General features: G+C 29.5%; 19 protein-coding genes and 1 tRNA gene. 5 read left to right on the forward strand and 15 right to left on the reverse strand.

Going from position 1 to position 18,091, the window contains the following annotated elements; translation table 11 throughout:
• Together Q0958_RS17295 and rpsT are read left to right on the forward strand one after the other, a co-directional pair.
• Positions 1-70 (forward strand) — tRNA-Glu (locus Q0958_RS17295).
• A 34-nt stretch (positions 71-104) separates the two neighbouring features.
• Positions 105-356, forward strand: a complete 252-nt coding sequence (gene rpsT / locus Q0958_RS17300) for a 30S ribosomal protein S20 (RefSeq protein ID WP_150900989.1) — start codon at positions 105-107, stop codon at positions 354-356.
• A 272-nt stretch (positions 357-628) separates the two neighbouring features.
• Here the strand turns inward: rpsT and rodA are convergent, their stop codons facing one another.
• The 8 genes from rodA to Q0958_RS17340 all read right to left on the reverse strand — a co-directional run bounded on the left by rodA (position 629) and on the right by Q0958_RS17340 (position 8,605).
• On the reverse strand, positions 629-1,906 hold the full coding sequence (gene rodA / locus Q0958_RS17305) for a rod shape-determining protein RodA (protein WP_299125408.1): 1,278 nt from the start codon (positions 1,904-1,906) through the stop codon (positions 629-631).
• On the reverse strand, positions 1,887-3,770 hold the full coding sequence (mrdA, locus tag Q0958_RS17310; protein ID WP_299125411.1) for a penicillin-binding protein 2: 1,884 nt from the start codon (positions 3,768-3,770) through the stop codon (positions 1,887-1,889). The genes rodA and mrdA overlap by 20 nt, the downstream gene beginning before the upstream one ends.
• Before the next feature lie 49 nt (positions 3,771-3,819).
• Complete coding sequence (mreD, locus tag Q0958_RS17315) at positions 3,820-4,326, reverse strand: rod shape-determining protein MreD (RefSeq protein ID WP_299125414.1); 507 nt, start codon at positions 4,324-4,326, stop codon at positions 3,820-3,822.
• A complete protein-coding gene (gene mreC / locus Q0958_RS17320) occupies positions 4,319-5,140 on the reverse strand; it encodes a rod shape-determining protein MreC (RefSeq protein ID WP_299125417.1) in 822 nt (273 codons plus the stop codon). The genes mreD and mreC overlap by 8 nt, the downstream gene beginning before the upstream one ends.
• A 16-nt stretch (positions 5,141-5,156) precedes the next feature.
• Entirely contained in the window at positions 5,157-6,185 is a 1,029-nt protein-coding gene (locus tag Q0958_RS17325) for a rod shape-determining protein (protein ID WP_299125420.1), read from the reverse strand.
• A gap of 79 nt (positions 6,186-6,264) precedes the next feature.
• Positions 6,265-7,797, reverse strand: coding sequence for a bifunctional phosphoribosylaminoimidazolecarboxamide formyltransferase/IMP cyclohydrolase (purH, locus tag Q0958_RS17330; protein ID WP_299125422.1), 1,533 nt, complete (start codon positions 7,795-7,797; stop codon positions 6,265-6,267).
• Between the two features lie 147 nt (positions 7,798-7,944).
• Positions 7,945-8,070 carry a hypothetical protein gene (locus Q0958_RS17335; RefSeq protein WP_299125425.1) on the reverse strand — a complete coding sequence of 42 codons (126 nt, stop codon included), beginning with the start codon at positions 8,068-8,070 and terminating at the stop codon, positions 7,945-7,947.
• A gap of 82 nt (positions 8,071-8,152) precedes the next feature.
• Positions 8,153-8,605, reverse strand: coding sequence for a GAF domain-containing protein (locus Q0958_RS17340; protein WP_299125427.1), 453 nt, complete (start codon positions 8,603-8,605; stop codon positions 8,153-8,155).
• A gap of 109 nt (positions 8,606-8,714) precedes the next feature.
• Between Q0958_RS17340 and Q0958_RS17345 the strand changes: the two genes are divergently transcribed.
• The 3 genes from Q0958_RS17345 to Q0958_RS17355 are packed head-to-tail and all read left to right on the forward strand — an operon-like array spanning position 8,715 to position 11,842.
• A complete protein-coding gene (locus Q0958_RS17345) occupies positions 8,715-9,125 on the forward strand; it encodes a hypothetical protein (protein WP_150900982.1) in 411 nt (136 codons plus the stop codon).
• Between the two features lie 57 nt (positions 9,126-9,182).
• A complete protein-coding gene (locus Q0958_RS17350; protein WP_299125432.1) occupies positions 9,183-11,432 on the forward strand; it encodes a TonB-dependent receptor in 2,250 nt (749 codons plus the stop codon).
• A gap of 38 nt (positions 11,433-11,470) precedes the next feature.
• A complete protein-coding gene (locus Q0958_RS17355) occupies positions 11,471-11,842 on the forward strand; it encodes a cation transporter (protein WP_299125435.1) in 372 nt (123 codons plus the stop codon).
• Between the two features lie 31 nt (positions 11,843-11,873).
• On the opposite strand, the gene Q0958_RS17360 is transcribed toward Q0958_RS17355, so the two are convergent.
• Genes Q0958_RS17360 through Q0958_RS17390 form a run of 7 tightly spaced genes read right to left on the reverse strand, consistent with a single transcriptional unit; the run spans position 11,874 to position 18,058 of the window.
• A complete protein-coding gene (locus Q0958_RS17360) occupies positions 11,874-12,710 on the reverse strand; it encodes a pseudouridine synthase (protein WP_299125438.1) in 837 nt (278 codons plus the stop codon).
• Between the two features lie 46 nt (positions 12,711-12,756).
• On the reverse strand, positions 12,757-13,677 hold the full coding sequence (locus tag Q0958_RS17365) for a geranylgeranylglycerol-phosphate geranylgeranyltransferase (RefSeq protein WP_299125440.1): 921 nt from the start codon (positions 13,675-13,677) through the stop codon (positions 12,757-12,759).
• Between the two features lie 10 nt (positions 13,678-13,687).
• Positions 13,688-14,614: a mevalonate kinase gene (locus Q0958_RS17370; protein WP_299125442.1), complete on the reverse strand. Its 927-nt coding sequence runs from the start codon at positions 14,612-14,614 to the stop codon at positions 13,688-13,690.
• A gap of 50 nt (positions 14,615-14,664) precedes the next feature.
• Positions 14,665-15,159 carry a hypothetical protein gene (locus Q0958_RS17375; RefSeq protein ID WP_299125444.1) on the reverse strand — a complete coding sequence of 165 codons (495 nt, stop codon included), beginning with the start codon at positions 15,157-15,159 and terminating at the stop codon, positions 14,665-14,667.
• 19 nt (positions 15,160-15,178) lie between these two features.
• Positions 15,179-16,258 carry a diphosphomevalonate decarboxylase gene (locus tag Q0958_RS17380; RefSeq protein ID WP_299125446.1) on the reverse strand — a complete coding sequence of 360 codons (1,080 nt, stop codon included), beginning with the start codon at positions 16,256-16,258 and terminating at the stop codon, positions 15,179-15,181.
• A gap of 35 nt (positions 16,259-16,293) precedes the next feature.
• Complete coding sequence (locus Q0958_RS17385; protein ID WP_299125448.1) at positions 16,294-17,004, reverse strand: LytTR family DNA-binding domain-containing protein; 711 nt, start codon at positions 17,002-17,004, stop codon at positions 16,294-16,296.
• Complete coding sequence (locus tag Q0958_RS17390; RefSeq protein WP_299125451.1) at positions 16,997-18,058, reverse strand: histidine kinase; 1,062 nt, start codon at positions 18,056-18,058, stop codon at positions 16,997-16,999. The genes Q0958_RS17385 and Q0958_RS17390 overlap by 8 nt, the downstream gene beginning before the upstream one ends.
• Positions 18,059-18,091 lie beyond the last annotated feature (33 nt).

The following is an 18,091-nucleotide window of genomic DNA, read 5'->3' on the forward strand; positions in this document are numbered from 1 at the left end:
TCCGTTCGTCTAGGGGTTAGGACGCCAGGTTTTCATCCTGGTAACACGGGTTCGATTCCCGTACGGACTACAAAGTTTTTTATAAACAAATAAGAATTAATAAAATGGCAAATCATAAGTCAGCAATTAAAAGAATTAGAAGTAACGAAGCAAAGCGCTTAAGAAACAAATATCAGCACAAAACAACTCGTAATGCTGTTAGAAAATTAAGAGCTACTGAAGATAGAAAAGAAGCAGAAGGTATGTTTTCGTCAGTTGTGTCTATGTTAGATAAATTAGCTAAGAACAACGTAATTCATAAAAATAAGGCTGCAAACTTAAAATCTAAGTTAGCAAAGCACGTAGCAGCTTTATAAAAAAAATAAGATTAGTTAATAGTAGAAACGTTTCAATGAAAATTGAAACGTTTTTTTATGCTTTAAATTTAAAATAGCTTTTTATTCAAGGAGTTGTTTTTGATTTTTTTTGAGTGTGATTAAAGAAGAGAATTTATAAAGAGTATAGAAGCCACATGTCTGTTTAATAAAGTTTTCTTTAATAAGCTTCTTAAGTAGTTTGTATAGCTGTTTTTATGGCACACAAATGCTTTTATCGATAGAGAGAGAAAAGAGAGTTGTTAAAAAAAATCTTACCAATCGTATTTTTTATGGGCATCTAAACGAATGAAAATAAACAATAGAAGTGTAAAGCCCCATAATGAAGATCCACCATAACTAAAAAAGGGTAGAGGTATTCCAATAGTTGGTAATAAACCTATAACCATTCCTATGTTTACAATTAGGTGAAAAAATATTATAGAAGCTACTCCATAGCCATAAATTCTACCAAATTTATTTGTTTGTTTTTCCGATAAGTATATAATTCGGTATAGTAAAAACATAAACAGAATAATAACTAAAGAGCTTCCCAAAAATCCCCATTCTTCACCTACAGTACTGTAGATATAGTCAGTTTCTTGTTCAGGAACAAATTTTCCTTGTGTTCTATCGCCTTGTAAAAAACCTTTGCCTAGGAAGCCTCCTGAGCTAATGGTTAATTCTGATTGATATGTGTTATATCCTTTTCCTTTAAGGTCTGTAGTTTTTCCTAAAAGAATATCAAACCTGTCTTTTTGATGAGGTTCTAATATATTATTATAGGTATAGCTAATACCTAAAATAGAGATACTGGTAAAAAGATATATACTAATGATTTTTATAGCGTTAAAACGAAAATAACGTTTGTCTTTATATAGGCCATATATTACGGATAAAGTGATAATTGTTAAACAGATAAAAAGAATCCATTTAGCTCCAAAAGATATTGTAAGTATAAAAAGTATTATTGATAGTGCACCAAAAATTATGTAAGCAAGTGTTAATCCTTCTCTATTTAAAACAAAAAAGAAGGCAAAATAAATTAAAACCGATCCCATATCGGGCTGAAGAGCGATGAAAAAAGCAGGTAAAAATATAATAAAGAATGCTTTTATTTGATTTTTAACAAGTTTCAGGTTATACTGTCTGTCACTCATTAATTTTGCTAAAGCAAGTGCTGTAAATGCTTTTGCAAATTCTGATGGTTGTAGACCAATAACACCAAAATTATACCAAGAAGTTGCTCCATTAATTTTCCGTCCTAATACTAAAACTCCAGCTAGTAAAACCAGTGAAACTATATATAGAACACTAGCGAATTGTTCGTAGAATTTTGAATTAAAGAATAGAATTAAAATAATTACAGGTACACTAAGGCAGATGAAAATTAATTGTTTTCCATATTTACTCGAAAAATCAAAAAACTCTCTTGTGTCATCAGTAGATGAAGCTGCATAAATATTCATCCAACCAAAACCAACTAATACAATGTATAATAAAACAAGTATCCAATCGATATCTTCAAATATGTTATTTCGTTCCTTGCGCAAGTGTATCTTTCTTTTGAATTAATTTATCGTATTGCTCTTGAAGACTATAGTTAATCATTCTATCTTCTAGGTTTTTTCGTGAAACATTTCCTTTTATATAGCTTTCAATCATTAAGCTTGTTATTGGAGCAGCTATTGTAGAACCATACCCTCCGTTTTCAATATAAACAGCCATAGCTATTTTAGGATTGTCCTTAGGAGCAAAGGCAATTAATATAGAATGATCGGGAGCTGTTACTTTTTCTCCGTCTATAATTTTAATTTTGTTCTCAGCAGTACCAGTCTTACCACAAATTTCTATGCCTTTTATTTGATACCATCTAGCTGTTCCATAGGTAAAAACTTCATGCATTGCATCTATTGCAATAGGGAAATGCTTAGGGTCGATTGTTGTGATTCTCTTGGTTGTATAAGTAGAATCTGTAATTGATTTATTGTCTATTTTTTTTACAATATGTGGCGTGTAAAAATACCCTTTGTTAGCAATGGCAGCAGTCATATTAGCCAGTTGCATTGGAGTGGTAAGTATTTCTCCTTGTCCAATTGCATTAGAAATAGTGTATGTTGACTTCCATTTATTCTTATACCATTTGTTATAAAATAAAGAGTCTGGAATCATTCCTTTTCTTCCAGAAGGTAAATCATAACCTAAATAATTACCCAGTCCAAAACTTTCAACATGCTTGTTCCATTTTTGCATTCCTATTTTTGGGTCACCAGATTTGTCTACAATTTTCTTATAAGTAGTAGCAAAATAACTATTACAAGATTCTGCTATTGCTGTTTTTAATCGGATAGGTCTTCCTACAATACCACAGTGACACCCCATAAATTCATTTTTCCGACTACCATATCTGTATCCATGTTGGCAATAAACTCCAGTGTTTTTATCAATAACTCCTTCTTGTAGTCCTATTAGACCGTTAATAATTTTAAAAGGCGACCCTGGAGGGTACATGGCTTGTAAACCTCTATCGAAAGTAGGAATGTTTATGGTGTCGTTAAATAATTTTACAGAATTAGGTGATCTTTTTCGTCCAACTAATAAATTAGGGTCATAGGATGGAGCAGTAACCAAAGCTAAAATTTCTCCAGTTTTAGGTTCAATAGCAACAATGCCGCCTCTTTTACCTTTCATTAATAACTCACCATATTGCTGTAACTTAGTGTCTATGGTAAGGGTTAAATCTCTACCTGGAACTGCTAGTGTGTCGTATTTACCATTTTTATAAGTTCCGGTAATTTTATTTAGGTTATTTCTTTTAAAATGTTTTTTTCCTTTAACTCCTCTAAGGACGTTTTCATATTGCTTTTCAACACCTAGTTTTCCTATTAGCTCTCCTTGTTCGTAATAGTTACTAGCTTTTGCTTTTCTTTCATTAACCTCGGCAATGAATCCTACAATGTTAGCAGCAGATTTAACTGGGTAGTTTCTAATAATACGTTTTTGAATATAAAAACCTTTGTATTTAGGTAGTTTTTCTTGTAAGTAAGCAAAGTCTTCTTTTGCTAACTGTTTTAGGAAAACTGAAGGTAACCAACGTGCAAATTTCACTGCTTTTTTGTAACGTTTTTTAAAACTTTCTTTATCAATTTTTAAGAGAGAACAAAATTCTAAAGTGTCTAAAGGTTCTACGTCTTTAGGCACTATCATTACATCATATGATAATTGATTTGCTACTAATAATTTTCCGTTTCGATCATATATATGACCACGTTCAGGGTAGTCATACTCAATTTTTACAGTAGAACTTTGTATTGGATTTTGATTACCGCCACGAAGTATTTGTAATTGGAAAAGTCTAACGATGTAGATGATTCCAATTAAAGTGACTAAAAAAAATAGTAAAAAACTTCGTTTCATCCGTTGTTTTTATCTTTATTGTTGGTGACAGATGTTGTTTAAAATATAGTTATGCAAGTTTCTTTCTAAAGATAAAACTTCCTAAGAAATACAATACCAACGTAAAAACACTAGAAAATAGTGTATTCACAAGTACATTTGAAAAATTATAAAAACTAAAATTAATTAAACTAAATAAAATGAAATGATGAATAAGTGTTAAAATTACTGTGTAATTAAATACTTTATCAAATGTTTCTAGTCTTAGGTTAAATAATAAATAATCAGATTCCGTTTTTTTAAAGATAGTTTTAACCAAAAATAGCCTTATGTATGCTATAAATAAAATAGAAAAAGCATGCATTCCTCCAGAGTTAGAAAAACTGTCAACACATAAACCAAGTAAAAAGGCCAAGCTTAAGAAAGGAAAACGATTAGTGTTTAATGGGTAAAGAAAAACAAAAACTATATATAAGTAAGGGTTTACATATCCTAAAAATAATATATTATTTAAGACAAGAACTTGTAATAACAAGAGAAAAACAAATAAAAATATGATATAAATGGTCTTATTCATTTTCTACAGTTTTAATTTCTTTTTTATCTAAATTTATTATCACGTAAATATGTCCTAAGTTAGACATATCATTAAATAATTTAACATCAATAGTGTTAGAAGCAGATAACTTTTTAGGAACTTCAAGTATAGTTCCAATAGGGATTCCTTTTGGGAAAATAGTAGATTTACCTCCAGTTATAACTGTATCTCCAACCTTGAAAATCGCTTGACGAGGAATGTCTGTTAGTTGAACTGTATTATAATCTTTTCCATTCCATGTTAAAGTTCCGAAATGATTGTTGTTTTTAAAGCTAGCGTTAATCCTACTTTTTGAATTTAAAATAGATTGAACTCTAGCAAATTTACCAGAAACATTATCAGTAATTCCTATAACTCCTTTACTGTTAATAACTGCCATTTCTGTAAAAACTCCGTTTTTTGAACCTCTGTTAATGGTTATAAAGTTATTGGATTTGTTATACGAGTTATTGACGATTTTTCCGTTAATGTATTTGTATTGTTGATTTGAATATAGCGAATCTGACACCGAAGTGATTTTTGTAGTATCAATTAGTTTGTAAACTTTTTCTAATTTATTTCGCAATAAAGTATTTTCTTTTGCAAGAACGTTGTTTTGGTCTTTCAAATTTAAGTATTCAGAAATTTCTGAAGACTTATTGTATAATCCTCCAGTAATAAAATTGGTTGAGCTAATAAATTTACTTCGGTGAAAAGAGTGGTTATTAATGATTAATGCAACAGCGATAATTTCTAAAAATAGAAAAAACAAAAAGTGTTTATACTTCTGTAAGAAATAAATAAGCTGTTGCATAAATAATCATTAAAATTTATTTGATTAATACAGATTTGAATTTTTCAAGATTTTTCAATGCGATACCAGTACCACGAACTACAGCACGTAAAGGGTCTTCAGCAACATAAACAGGTAAATCAGTTTTTCTAGATAAACGTTTGTCTAAACCTCTAAGCATAGAACCACCACCTGCTAAATAAATACCAGTATTGTAGATGTCAGCAGCTAATTCTGGTGGTGTTTTAGATAAAGTTTCCATAACGGCATCTTCAATACGTAAAATAGATTTATCTAATGCCTTAGCTATTTCTCTATATGAAACTTGTACTTGTTTTGGTTTTCCACTTAATAAATCACGCCCTTGAACCATCATGTCTTCTGGAGGTGTGTCTAAATCTTCAGTTGCAGAACCTATCTGAATTTTGATTTTTTCTGCAGTAGTTTCACCAACATATAAGTTGTGTTGCGTACGCATGTAATACATAATATCACTAGTAAATAAATCACCAGCAACTTTTACAGATTGATCACAAACAATACCTGCAAGTGCAATAACAGCAATCTCAGTTGTACCACCACCTATATCAATAATCATATTACCTTTAGGCTCCATAATATCAACACCTACACCAATAGCAGCAGCCATTGGCTCATAAATCAAATAGATTTCTTTAGCATTCATATGGCGACCAGAATCGATAACGGCACGTTTTTCCACTTCAGTAATTCCAGAAGGAATACAAATAACCATTCGTAATGATGGTGGAAAAAGCTTCTTTTTTATGGCAGGAATTTGTTTTACAAATTCTTTAATCATTTGTTCAGAAGCATCAAAGTCTGCAATAACTCCATCTTTTAATGGACGTATTGTTTTAATGTTCTCATGTGTTTTTCCTTGCATTCTGTTCGCCTCATGACCTGTAGCAATAATTTTACCAGTCAATCTATTACGAGCAACAATGGATGGATTATCGATAACAACCTTTCCGTTGTGTATAATTAACGTGTTTGCAGTTCCTAAATCTACTGCAATGTCTTCAGTCATAAAGTCGAAAAAACCCATATGGTATCCTTGTTTTTTATATTTAAGTGGAATCTTACAAATCTAATAAAAATCTGTAATGTTTCTGCATCTAAAATTATTAATGTTTAAAATGTCTTGTTCCTGTAAAAACCATTGAAACTTCGTTGTTATTACAGAAATCAATACTTAGTTGATCTTTAATAGAACCACCTGGTTGAATTACACTTTTTATTCCAGCGTTATGTGCAATTTCTACACAATCTGGAAATGGGAAAAATGCATCACTTGCCATTACAGCTCCATTTAAATCAAAATTAAAACTATTAGCTTTTTCAATTGCTTGTTTAAGAGCGTCAACCCTACTAGTTTGTCCAGTTCCACCAGCTAATAGTTGTTTGTTTTTTACTAAAATAATAGTATTTGACTTTGTGTTTTTACATAATTTAGAAGCAAACAATAAATCATCTAACTCATTATTGTTTGGTTTATTGTTTGTTGGGTATGATAGATCTTCTAATTTGTCTGTAATAAAGTCTTTATCTTGAACTAAAGTTCCATTTAAGCAAGTTCTTACAGTAGTTTTAGGAAGTTCAACTTCTTTTTGAACTAGTAAAACTCTATTCTTTTTTCCTTTTAAAATTTCTAAAGCATCATTATTAAAAGATGGAGCTATAACTACTTCACAAAATAATTTATGAATTTCTTCAGCAGTAGCTTTGTCAATATTTGTGTTTGAAATTAAAATACCTCCAAAAGCTGATACAGGATCTCCAGCTAAAGCATCAGTATAAGCTTGATAAATTGTTTCTCTTTGAGCAAAACCACAAGCATTATTGTGTTTTAAAATAGCAAATGTTGGATCTTCTCCTTTAAACTCGTTCATTAAATTTACAGCAGCATCTACATCTAATAAGTTATTGTAACTTAATTCTTTTCCATGTAGTTTATCAAACATAGTATCTAAATCGCCGAAAAAGAAACCTTTTTGATGTGGGTTTTCTCCATAACGTAGTACTTTACCATTTGTTTCGCTAATTTTTAAAGAAGCTTCTTCATGGTCTGCATTAAAGTAGTTAAAGATAGCTGTGTCGTAATGAGAAGAGATATTAAAAGCTTTAGCGGCAAACTTTTTTCTGTCTGCTACAGAAGTTTCTCCATTATTTTCAGAAATTAAATTTAAAAACTCATCATACTGTTCCATAGAAGAAACAATTACTGTGTCTTTAAAGTTCTTTGCAGCAGCTCTGATTAAAGAAATACCTCCTATATCAATTTTTTCAATAATATCTTGTTCAGGAGCACCTGAAGCTACTGTTTTTTCAAAGGGATATAAATCTACGATAACTAAATCTATTTGAGGAATGTTGTATTCTTGCATCTCTGCTACATCACCCTCATGGTCTTGTCTATTTAAAATTCCACCAAACACTTTTGGGTGTAATGTTTTTACTCGACCACCTAAAATAGAAGGATATGAAGTTACATCTTCAACAGGTACTACCTGAATACCTAAATCTTTAATGAATTTCTCAGTTCCTCCGGTAGAATAAATAGTTACACCTAAATCGTTAAGTTTTTTTACAATAGGCTCTAATCCGTCTTTGTGAAATACCGAAATTAGGGCAGATTTAATAGTTTTTGTATTGTTCATTGTTGTTGTGTTGTTAAGCGAACAAAGCTACTAAAACAGTAAGGGTTACGCAATAATTATTTTAGAAGAAAACAAAAGAAAAACACCACCAAAAATATTAGAATTTTGGTGGTGTTTTATACAACAAAATGTGAAAAAAATATTGTTTTATTCCGCGTTTTCTAAGAAATCACGAAACCACATTGTAAATTTTTCTAAAAAAGATTGTTGAGATTTTGATTGAGCATTAGCATTGCCTAATGCAGCATAAGAAGGGTATTCTTTAGTGCTCATAATTAAGGGGATTATGTGGGATTAATAAAACTGTTCAAATAAAAGAAAAAAAATCCTAATAATCAAATGTTTACGAAAAAAATTAAATAAAAGTGGCAACTTTTTTACATGTGTACTCTAATAAGTCTTCATCATCTGTAGAAAAAGCGTTAACTGTATGAGAATCAATATCTATTTGACCAATGTTTTCTTCGTTTACAAAAATTGGAATTACAATTTCAGATTTTACTTTCCATCCACATGAAATATAGTTATCTTGTTCGCTTACATCTTGAACAACAAAATTCTCATTACTAACAGCTACTTGACCACAAATTCCTTTTCCAAATGGAATAATAGTATGGTCTGTAGGTTCTCCATTAAATTGAGCTAATTTTAATTCCTCTTTATCTCCGTTTCTGAAATAAAATCCAACCCAATCATAATAAGAAATCTCAGAAGCTAAGTAATCACATATTTGTTGTAGCTTTAATTCTTTATCAGCATTACTATCTGTAATTTTATCAATATTATTTTTTAAATCTTGTAAGTTCATTATTCGTAAATTTAATACCTAGTTCGTAATTAAACGTTAGAACTTACAAAAGTAGTTTTAACAAGTGTTATAAAAAACACAATTTTGATTTTTTGTACATTTGCATTTCATGAAACAGTTAATGTCTAAAATATTTTCTACAGTACTGGCTCTGTTAGTGTTGTTTTCTACGTTTTCTTTTACGGTAGATAAACATTACTGTGGCGATTTTTTAGTTGATATATCTTATCTCGGTGAAGCAGGTTCTTGTAATGGATTAGAACAGGACGATTGTGAAAGTACAGAGAAGAAAGATAAATGTTGTAAAAATGAAGTTCATCAAATTGATGGACAAGATGAAATTCAAAAAGTTTCTTCAGAAAAGATAGTTTTTAAGAAAGCTAAGTTATTTGTAGCTTTTTTAATGTCTTATAAATTGATTTTTCAAGAAGAAGAAAAACAATTTATACCTCACCAATATTATTCACCACCTGATTTAGTTTTCGACATACAGGTACTTCACGAAGTTTTTATCATATGATTTTATAATTCTTTTTAGTTGAAATAAGAATTGTAGAATTTAGTATGATATTAAATAATGAAAAATAATATATTCAGTATTTTATTACTGATTACTTCTATAACTTTTTCTCAAGAAACAATTGAAGGAACAGTTATAGATAAAAATAACCCTAAAGATAATTTAGGAGTTTATGGAGCTAGTGTATACTGGCTAAATACAAGTGTAGGGGTAACTACTAATGAGCGAGGTAAATTTATAATACCTTATAAAAAAGAGTATAAAAAGTTAATAATTAGTTTTGTAGGTTATAAAACAGATACACTAATTGTTAATAGTTTAAAGCCTATACGTCACTTTTTAAATGAGAGTAATACATTAGAAGAGGTTTCAATAAAAGCAAAGAAAAGTGCTACCCAAAGATCGTACTTACAAACACAAAATTTAGTAACTATCAATAGTGAAGAGTTATTAAAAGCTGCTTGTTGTAATTTATCAGAAAGTTTTGAAACGAATCCATCTATTGATGTGAACTTTTCAGATGCTTTAACGGGTACTAAGCAAATTCAAATGCTAGGTTTGGAGAGCCCATATTTGTTAATAACACAAGAAAATATTCCTTCTATTAGAGGAGCTTCTCAAGCATTTGGACTTTCTTTTACTCCTGGAACTTGGGTTGAAAGTATTCAAGTAACTAAAGGAGCGGGAAGTGTAACTAATGGTTATGAAAGTATTTCTGGTCAAGTTAACGCCGAGCTGGTAAAACCATTTACCGATTATAAGTTTTCTGCAAATGCTTATGGTTCTATAGGAGGAAGGTTAGAATTGAATACACACTTTAATCAGGAATTGGATGATAAGTGGCAGACAGGGGTGTATGTTCATGGGAATTATAGAGGGCAGAAGTTTGATAATAATAAAGATGGGTTTTTAGACAATCCTTTAGCAGAGCAAATTAATATAATGAACCGATGGCAGTATACTAATGCTGAAAAAGGTTGGGTGAGTTTTATTAATTTTAGATACTTAAATGATGAGAAACAAGTAGGGCAAACTAATTTTAATCCAGATATTCATAAAGGATTAAATACTATATGGGGAAGTGAAATTAAAACAAAACGATTTGATGCTTCCACCAAAATAGGGTATGTATTTCCAGATTTACCTTTTCAAAGTATGGGATTTCAAGCTGCTTATAGTAATCATAAACAAGACTCGTATTTTGGTTTAAGAGACTATAATATTGAACATCAAAGTTTTTACACCAATTTTATTTTTAATTCAATTATTGGTGATACTAGAAATAAATTTAAAACAGGTGTTAGTTTTACATATGATAAATATGATGAATTTGTAAAAGTAGCTACAGCTCAAAATTATAATCGTAAAGAAAATTCGTTTGGTGCTTTTTTTGAATACGCTTACGATAATTCTGAAAATTTTAGTGTTACTGCAGGATTAAGAATAGATACTCATAATTTATTGGGAACTTTTATAACCCCTCGTTTACATGCTAGATATGTGCCTTGGGAAAGAGGAGTTTTACGAGGTTCGATAGGTAAAGGAAGAAGAAGTGCAAATATTTTTGCCGAAAATCAACAGTTTTTTGCTTCTTCAAGGCAAATCAATATAGATGATGTAGGGGGCAAGATTTATGGATTAAATCCAGAAGAAGCATGGAATTATGGAATCTCTTTCTTACAAGGATATAAACTTTTAGGAAGAAAAGGAGATGTTACTTTTGATTTCTACCAAACAAACTTTACAAATCAAGTTGTAGTAGATTGGGAGAATCCTCAAGAGATTTCATTTTATAATTTGAATGGGAAAAGTATAGCGAATAGTTTTCAGGTTGAGATTAATCAAAACATTATACCGTATTTTAATACAAGATTTTCGTATAAATTTTATGATGTTACTACCGATTATAAGTCAGGGAATTTAGATAAGGCTTTGCAAGCCAAGCATCGTTTTTTTGCCAACGTCTCGTATGAAACTTCAAAAAAAGAAAATGATGCTCGTTGGAAGTTTGATATAACCTATAATTGGATTGGTGAACAGCGATTACCAAATACCCAATCAAATCCAATACAACATCAATTACCTACATATTCTGAGAGTTATAATTTATTGAATGCTCAGATAACAAAAGTGTTTTCAAAAAAGTTTGAGATTTATGCGGGAGCAGAAAATATTACTAATTATAAACAGAAAAATCCTATCATAGAAAGTAATAATCCATTTGGAGCAAATTTTGATACAACAATTGTGTATGCGCCCATATTTGGAAGTAATTTTTATACAGGATTACGATTTAAAATAGATTAATAAAAAAATAATAGAACAATTAAATAATATATAAAAACATGAGAAAAATAATATTTATAATAGGTTTGTTGCTGATTGGTTTTTCAACACAAGCTCAGAAAAAAAAGAAAAACGCAAAGATATCTTTAGAAGTAGATGGAGTTTGTATGATGTGTAAAGGGCGTATTGAAAAAGCTGCTTTAAATAGTAAAGGAGTAAAATATGCGCAATGGAATGTAAAAACTCATGAGTTAAAATTAATTATTGATGAGCGTAAAACAGATGTCAAAACAATTCAACAAAACTTAGCAAATGTAGGGCACGATACTAAAGCTATAAAAGCAACTAAAGAAGCATATGATAATTTGCATCCTTGTTGTAAATATAGAAGCGAAGAAGTGCAAGAAGATCATAAGAAGAAAAATAAATAAAAAAATCCCGAGTTTATACTCGGGATTTTTTTTATAACATTTGCAGGTTGTTTACTTCTTGTTGAGTTAACTCTCTCCATCTACCACGTGGCAAATTCTTTTTAGTCATACCAGCAAAAACAACTCTATCTAATTTTTTTACAGTATATCCAAAGTGTTCAAATATTTTACGAACGATTCTGTTTCTACCAGAATGAATTTCAATACCAACTTCTGTTTTTCTTTCACCTTCTACATAAGAAACAGCATCAATGAAAACTTTTCTTCCTTCAATAATTACATCACCTCTTAATTTATCTAAATCAGATAATGAAAGTTTCTTGTCTAAAGAAGCATGATATAATTTACGAACGTTATGTTTTGGGTGTGTTAGTTTTTTTGCTAATTCCCCATCGTTTGTAAATAATAATAAACCAGTGGTGTTTCTATCTAGTCTTCCAACAGGGTAAATACGTTCTTTTGTTGCGTTAGCTACGATTTCCATAACTGTTTTACGACCACGGTCGTCTTCCATGGTAGTAATATAGTTTTTTGGTTTATTTAATAAAATATAACGCTTTTTTTCTATTGAAATTAAAGTTCCATCGAAACGTACTTCGTCTCCAGGTTGAACTTTATATCCCATTTCGGTAACCAATTTATTGTTTACTGAAACACTACCGTGTTCAATATAAGTATCAGCTTCTCTACGAGAGCATATTCCAGAATTAGCAATAAATTTATTTAAACGAATACCAGTATCTTCAGTTTTTTTCTGAGTAGGTTTATTAGGTTTGTTTTTTTTGAAACCTTTATTAAATCTTTTATTTCCTTGAGGATTGCTGTTACGATCAGCTTGTCGTCCTCTCGACGAGTTTTTTGAATTCATGCTTAAATTTTAAAAAGTGGGCAAATGTACGCCAATTATTTGGTTTTTAATCTAAAACTTCAACGACTTTGTCTAAAATTAAAGACTTGTCTATGAATAATAAACTAAATACACCTATTAATAATAATATTTTTAAAATATTGTGTAAGAGGCGATACTGATTTGTTCTAGTTGCTTTCCATGTGTAAATTCCGATGGAAAATAAAGTAAAAGCTGCTAAATAGAAATAGTATTTCATATACTCAATAGCAGGGTAGTTGTATAAGACACCAATAGGTATTAAAGTTAAAGTCATTAATAATATAATGAGTTTCTTGGTGTTTTTTTCTCCGTATTTTACAGGGAATGTGTTGTAATTGTTGGCAATTGCTCCTTTTATATTTTCTAAATCTTTTATTAATTCTCTAATCATGATAACTAAAAAAAGAAATATAGCATGTACAAAAATTACTTTTGAAAAATTTTTATAATGTATAAAAACAACAAAAAAAGGAAGTATAGTTAAGGTAGTTACGCTTATTAACCCTATAAAAGGATGTTTTTTAAGTTTGTGAGAATAAAACCAAATACCAAAAATATATAAAGCAAAAAATAAAGCAGCTCTCCAAGATACTAGCCATCCAAAACCAAAACCAACAAAATTCAAGAAGAAGTATAAAGAAAGTTTGGTTTCTTGTTTTACATAAGAATCAATACCAGATTTTATAGGACGATTAATTCTATCGGCATTTTTATCGTAAAAGTTATTTATAATGTATCCAGAGGCAACTACTGAAACTGTTGCAATAACTAAATAAAGTAAGTGCCAGTCTAAAAGAACTGGTTTTATCGATTTTTTATCTGAAAAAATAAAAATAGCAGCCAAATATTGGGCTGCTATTAATACTAATATATTATATCCTCTAACTACAGAAAGAAGGCTAAATATTTTTAACAAAAAAGTATTTGTTCTTAAAGTACTACTCATGGTAATATTATTAAAAACGATATACTAATTCTAATTTATAATCTTTTAAACTGTTTTTTGCTTTCTGGTAATCTTCAGTAAAACCTAAGATGTAACCACCACCACCAGAACCGCAAAGTTTTAAATAATAATCGTTGGTTTGAATACCTTTTTCCCAAACTTTATGGAAAGGAGTCGGAATCATAGGTTTAAAGTTCATCAAAACTACTTTTGATAACTTTTTTACATTGCTAAATAACGATTTAATATTTCCTTGTAAGAAATCATCGATACAAGCATCGGTGTGAAGAGAAAATTCTTCGCTTAACATTTTACGAAACCCTTCGTTCTTCATTTTATTCATGAAGATATTTACCATAGGTTCTGTTTCTCCAATTTGTTCAGAGTCTAATAAAAACACGGCTCCTTTACCTTCTTTTTGAGAAGGAATACCAGCTGGTTCAATATTCTCTTTTGAGTTTATTAAAATAGGTAAACTTAAGTATGAATTTAAAGGGTCTAAACCTGAACTTTTTCCATGGAAGAAAGATTCCATCAATGAAAAAATTTGTTTTAAAACCAATAATTTATCACGAGTTAAGTTTTCTAAAACAGTAATTTTATTGTTAGCGTATTTATCGTAAATAGATGCAACTAAAGCTCCTGAACTTCCTACACCATATCCTTGTGGGATTGATGAATCGAAATACATTCCATTATCAATATCATTCTTTAAAGAGACTAAATCGAAAGAAACGATATCTGAGTCTAAATCAGCAAGGTATTGATAGAAGTTAGCTAAGCTATTATTAGATTTGCTTGCTTCTCCTGTTAAATTACTAGCAGATTTTAAAGCTCCTTTGTATGAGTTAAATGGAATAGCTAACCCTTTAGAGTCTTTTATAATTCCATACTCACCAAAGAGTAATATTTTTGCGTAAAATAAAGGTCCTTTCATAATTTTTTAGTTACGATGCAAAAGTACAAGTAATTGTATTAGTGTACAAACTAGTATACGTTTTTATAAAATGTCTTCCAAACTCCAACTTTTTCGTTATCTCTATATTTTCCTTTGGTTTCTATTTTTCCATTTTTGTAAAAGGTTTTCCATACTCCTTCTCTTTTACCATCATTATACTTTCCTTGCTGTTTTAATTCACCGGATTCATAATATACTTTACGAACTCCGTCTAACTTACCATCTTTATAATTAGCCTTGTGAAAAGGTTTACCATTAGGATGATAATAAATAACTAAACCATCAAATACTTCTCCGTCAGGTTTATTAACAGTACTGTATCCTTCCATTTGAATTTGGCCGTTTTTATAATAATCTACAATCCAAAAACCATCTTTAATTTTTTTTGGTGAAGGTCTATAGAATTCATGATTATCTTTTGTTGTTTCTTTCCAGTTTTTATCAAACCAAATTGTTTCTTGACCAGTTATAGATGAAGTTAAGAAACCAAAAAACATAACGATTATTAATGTTGAAGTTTTCATAATTTCAAGGAATTTAAGGTTATAGTGGTTTTGCTCCCAACCCCACACTATCACAAATATACTGATTTTTTTGGCAGTAATTTGATAAATGATTCTTAATAAATAACTCTATTTCAGTCTTTTCTGAATTAGGGTAAAGCACGTGAACATTTGCACCAGCATCTAAAGTAAAGCAAATGTTACTGTCATTTTCATTGCGATATTCCCAAATCTTATTAATGATTTCTAAAGTGTTAGGTTTCATTAAAATAAAATAAGGATTACTAGTTAGCATCATTGCATGTAGCGTTAATGCTTCACTTTCTACTAAATTGATAAAGCTTTTAATGTCGCCATTTTGAAGGATTTCTGATATTTTTTCTAAATTTTCATTGGCTTGTATAAAGCGTTGTTCTGCAAAAGGGTGCTCATGCATTAAATTATGACCAACTGTAGAACTTACTTGTTTTTCACCTTTATCCACCAATAAAATAGTATCGCAGTAGTTTTCAAAAATTGGATGTACTTTGTGAGGTAGTTTTACTCCGTATAAATCTGAGCTCCCTTCAATTACTGGGTGTTTTCCCCAAACAACAATTGGTCCTTCAATACTTCTACTAGCACTTCCAGACCCAAGTCTGGCTAAAAAAGAAGCTTTTTTATTTATAAACGATTCTGTTAAATTTGGATTTAACTTATGTTCTAAATTCATTAAGCACATAGCTATAGCAGACATCCCACTTGCAGATGATGCAATACCACTACTGTGAGGAAAAGAGTTTTCAGAAGAAATAACCATTTTATACTCTAATATATATGGGCAATATTCTTGAATTCTTTCAAAGAATTTAGCAATTTTAGGTTTGAAATCGTCTTTCTTTTTTCCTTCAAAAAACAATTCGAATTGAGCATTCTCATTTTTTTCCGATTTAGTAAACTCAATTGTGGTTGTAGTATGACAATTGTTCAAAGTAAAGCTAATAGATGCGTTTTTAGGAATTTGAGGTTCACTTTTTCCCCAATATTTAACTAAAGCAATATTACTTGGAGTTTGCCATGTAACGGATAAGTTTTCTACTGATTTATCAGAAGCTTGAAATTTAAATTCTGCTGTGTTCAAAGTGTAAAAATTTTGCCGTAAAGATAGAGTTTCACTTACACTTCTGCTAATTTTTGTAATGTGCTTTCTTTATAGCTTCTACTAATAGGTAATGCTTTTTTGTTTATTTCGATGAACTCATTAGTGTAAGAAGAGATTTTATTAAGAGAAACAATATACGATCTATGAATTCGAATAAAACTATTTTGAGGTAATTTATTTTCTATATTGTTCATGGTTTCTCTTGTTACAATAACGGTTTGATTAAGAAAAATTTTAACATAATCTCCCAAACTTTCTATGTATTCAATTTCATTAAAATTGATTTTTATCATTTTTCTATCTGAACGAATAAACATGAATTCTTTTTTAAAAGACTCCTCTTTAGCGGTAGTAGTAATTGTGTTATTGCTTTTTGTTACTTTTTGAACAGCTTCAAAAAAACGTTCAAAAGCAATTGGTTTTAGTAAATAATCAACGACGTTTAAATTAAACCCGTCTACGGCATAATCTCTATAAGCGGTAGTAAAAATAACTTTTGATTTTTGACCAATTATTTTGGCTAAGCTTAAACCTGTTATTTCTGGCATGTTAATATCTAAAAAAAATAAATCAACAGTGTTTTTTTCCATAAATTGAATAGCTTCAGTAGCATTGCTACATGTAGATAAGAGTTCTAGGTTAGGGATTTTAGCAACAAATGAAGTTATAATTTCTCTAGCTATAGGCTCGTCGTCAACAATTATACAGGTTATTTTTTTAGACATGATTTAGCGTAGTTTTAAGTTCAACTTTAAAGATGTTATTCTCCTGAGTTATGTTTAAGGAATAATTATTTTGAAACAGCATTTCTAAACGCTTTTTTATGTTTTCTAAACCAATACCTTTTTTAGAAGAACTGATGTGTTTTATAGGGTTTTGGATGTTAAATTCTAATGAGTTTTGATTTGTTTTTATTGAAGCATTAATTTTTAAAATCCCATTAATTTGAACTCCGTGTTTGAATGCATTTTCTACAAAAGGTAATAATAGCATTGGAGGTATTTTTACATCATTACACTCAATATCCTTATAAAAATGGATGTCTAAACTATCTTGAAAGCGCATTTTTTCTAAAGTAATATAATTCTCAATATGTTCAATTTCATTTTTTAAGAGTACAGACGGTTTATCAATCTGGTATAAAATATAATCTAAAAGTCCAGAGAGTTTTAAAATCATGTCTGGGGCATCGTCAGATTTTTTTAAAGCGAACCCGTATAAAGTATTTAAAGTATTGAATAAAAAATGAGGATGAATTTGCATTTTTAAAAACTTTAACTCTTGTTCTTTTAATTGGAGTTGAGTTTGTAAGAATTTGTTTCTTAACTCTTCATTTCGTTGAGAAGATTTATAGTTATGTATTACTAAGCCTAATGTAATAGCAATGAAAATGACAAAATAAACTCCTAAGATTATGAATAAGAAACCTTTAGTTAGAGGGATTGTATTTCCAGTAATCATTGAATCTGCAGAAAAAATTAATCCATAGAGTATAGAAATTATAATGAAGAAGAAAGATATTATAAATGTATAAATAGAATAGATAAGAAATTCTAAGTGTTTCTTTTTAATTAAAAATTTAGGTATTAAAAAGATAAAGAAAAAATAACTAGATGCAATTGTAATTGGCATTAAAAACCAAGAAAATTGATTGACATATTTAGTGTTGATACTTCCATAACCTAAAAAGTATGTGTAGAAAAAATAAACACCTATCCAAAACAATAAGTGTATGCTATATTTAAGTAACATTTTAATAATCAAATCTGATTTTTTCATAAGTTTACAATATTACTTTTTTTATTTAAAAAA

Origin of the sequence: uncultured Tenacibaculum sp. (assembly GCF_947499065.1) — a bacterium.
In the GTDB taxonomy this organism is placed as follows: domain Bacteria; phylum Bacteroidota; class Bacteroidia; order Flavobacteriales; family Flavobacteriaceae; genus Polaribacter.

Excerpts from the sequence above, each read along its gene's own strand:
- rpsT (WP_150900989.1), top strand. The coding sequence starts at position 105 with ATGGCAAATCATAAGTCAGCAATTAAAAGAATTAGAAGTAACGAAGCA.
- mrdA (WP_299125411.1), bottom strand. The coding sequence starts at position 3,770 with ATGAAACGAAGTTTTTTACTATTTTTTTTAGTCACTTTAATTGGAATC.
- mreD (WP_299125414.1), bottom strand. The coding sequence starts at position 4,326 with ATGAATAAGACCATTTATATCATATTTTTATTTGTTTTTCTCTTGTTA.
- mreC (WP_299125417.1), bottom strand. The coding sequence starts at position 5,140 with ATGCAACAGCTTATTTATTTCTTACAGAAGTATAAACACTTTTTGTTT.
- Q0958_RS17325 (WP_299125420.1), bottom strand. The coding sequence starts at position 6,185 with ATGGGTTTTTTCGACTTTATGACTGAAGACATTGCAGTAGATTTAGGA.
- purH (WP_299125422.1), bottom strand. The coding sequence starts at position 7,797 with ATGAACAATACAAAAACTATTAAATCTGCCCTAATTTCGGTATTTCAC.
- Q0958_RS17335 (WP_299125425.1), bottom strand. The coding sequence starts at position 8,070 with ATGAGCACTAAAGAATACCCTTCTTATGCTGCATTAGGCAATGCTAAT.
- Q0958_RS17340 (WP_299125427.1), bottom strand. The coding sequence starts at position 8,605 with ATGAACTTACAAGATTTAAAAAATAATATTGATAAAATTACAGATAGT.
- Q0958_RS17345 (WP_150900982.1), top strand. The coding sequence starts at position 8,715 with ATGAAACAGTTAATGTCTAAAATATTTTCTACAGTACTGGCTCTGTTA.
- Q0958_RS17350 (WP_299125432.1), top strand. The coding sequence starts at position 9,183 with ATGAAAAATAATATATTCAGTATTTTATTACTGATTACTTCTATAACT.
- Q0958_RS17355 (WP_299125435.1), top strand. The coding sequence starts at position 11,471 with ATGAGAAAAATAATATTTATAATAGGTTTGTTGCTGATTGGTTTTTCA.
- Q0958_RS17360 (WP_299125438.1), bottom strand. The coding sequence starts at position 12,710 with ATGAATTCAAAAAACTCGTCGAGAGGACGACAAGCTGATCGTAACAGC.
- Q0958_RS17365 (WP_299125440.1), bottom strand. The coding sequence starts at position 13,677 with ATGAGTAGTACTTTAAGAACAAATACTTTTTTGTTAAAAATATTTAGC.
- Q0958_RS17370 (WP_299125442.1), bottom strand. The coding sequence starts at position 14,614 with ATGAAAGGACCTTTATTTTACGCAAAAATATTACTCTTTGGTGAGTAT.
- Q0958_RS17375 (WP_299125444.1), bottom strand. The coding sequence starts at position 15,159 with ATGAAAACTTCAACATTAATAATCGTTATGTTTTTTGGTTTCTTAACT.
- Q0958_RS17385 (WP_299125448.1), bottom strand. The coding sequence starts at position 17,004 with ATGTCTAAAAAAATAACCTGTATAATTGTTGACGACGAGCCTATAGCT.
- Q0958_RS17390 (WP_299125451.1), bottom strand. The coding sequence starts at position 18,058 with ATGAAAAAATCAGATTTGATTATTAAAATGTTACTTAAATATAGCATA.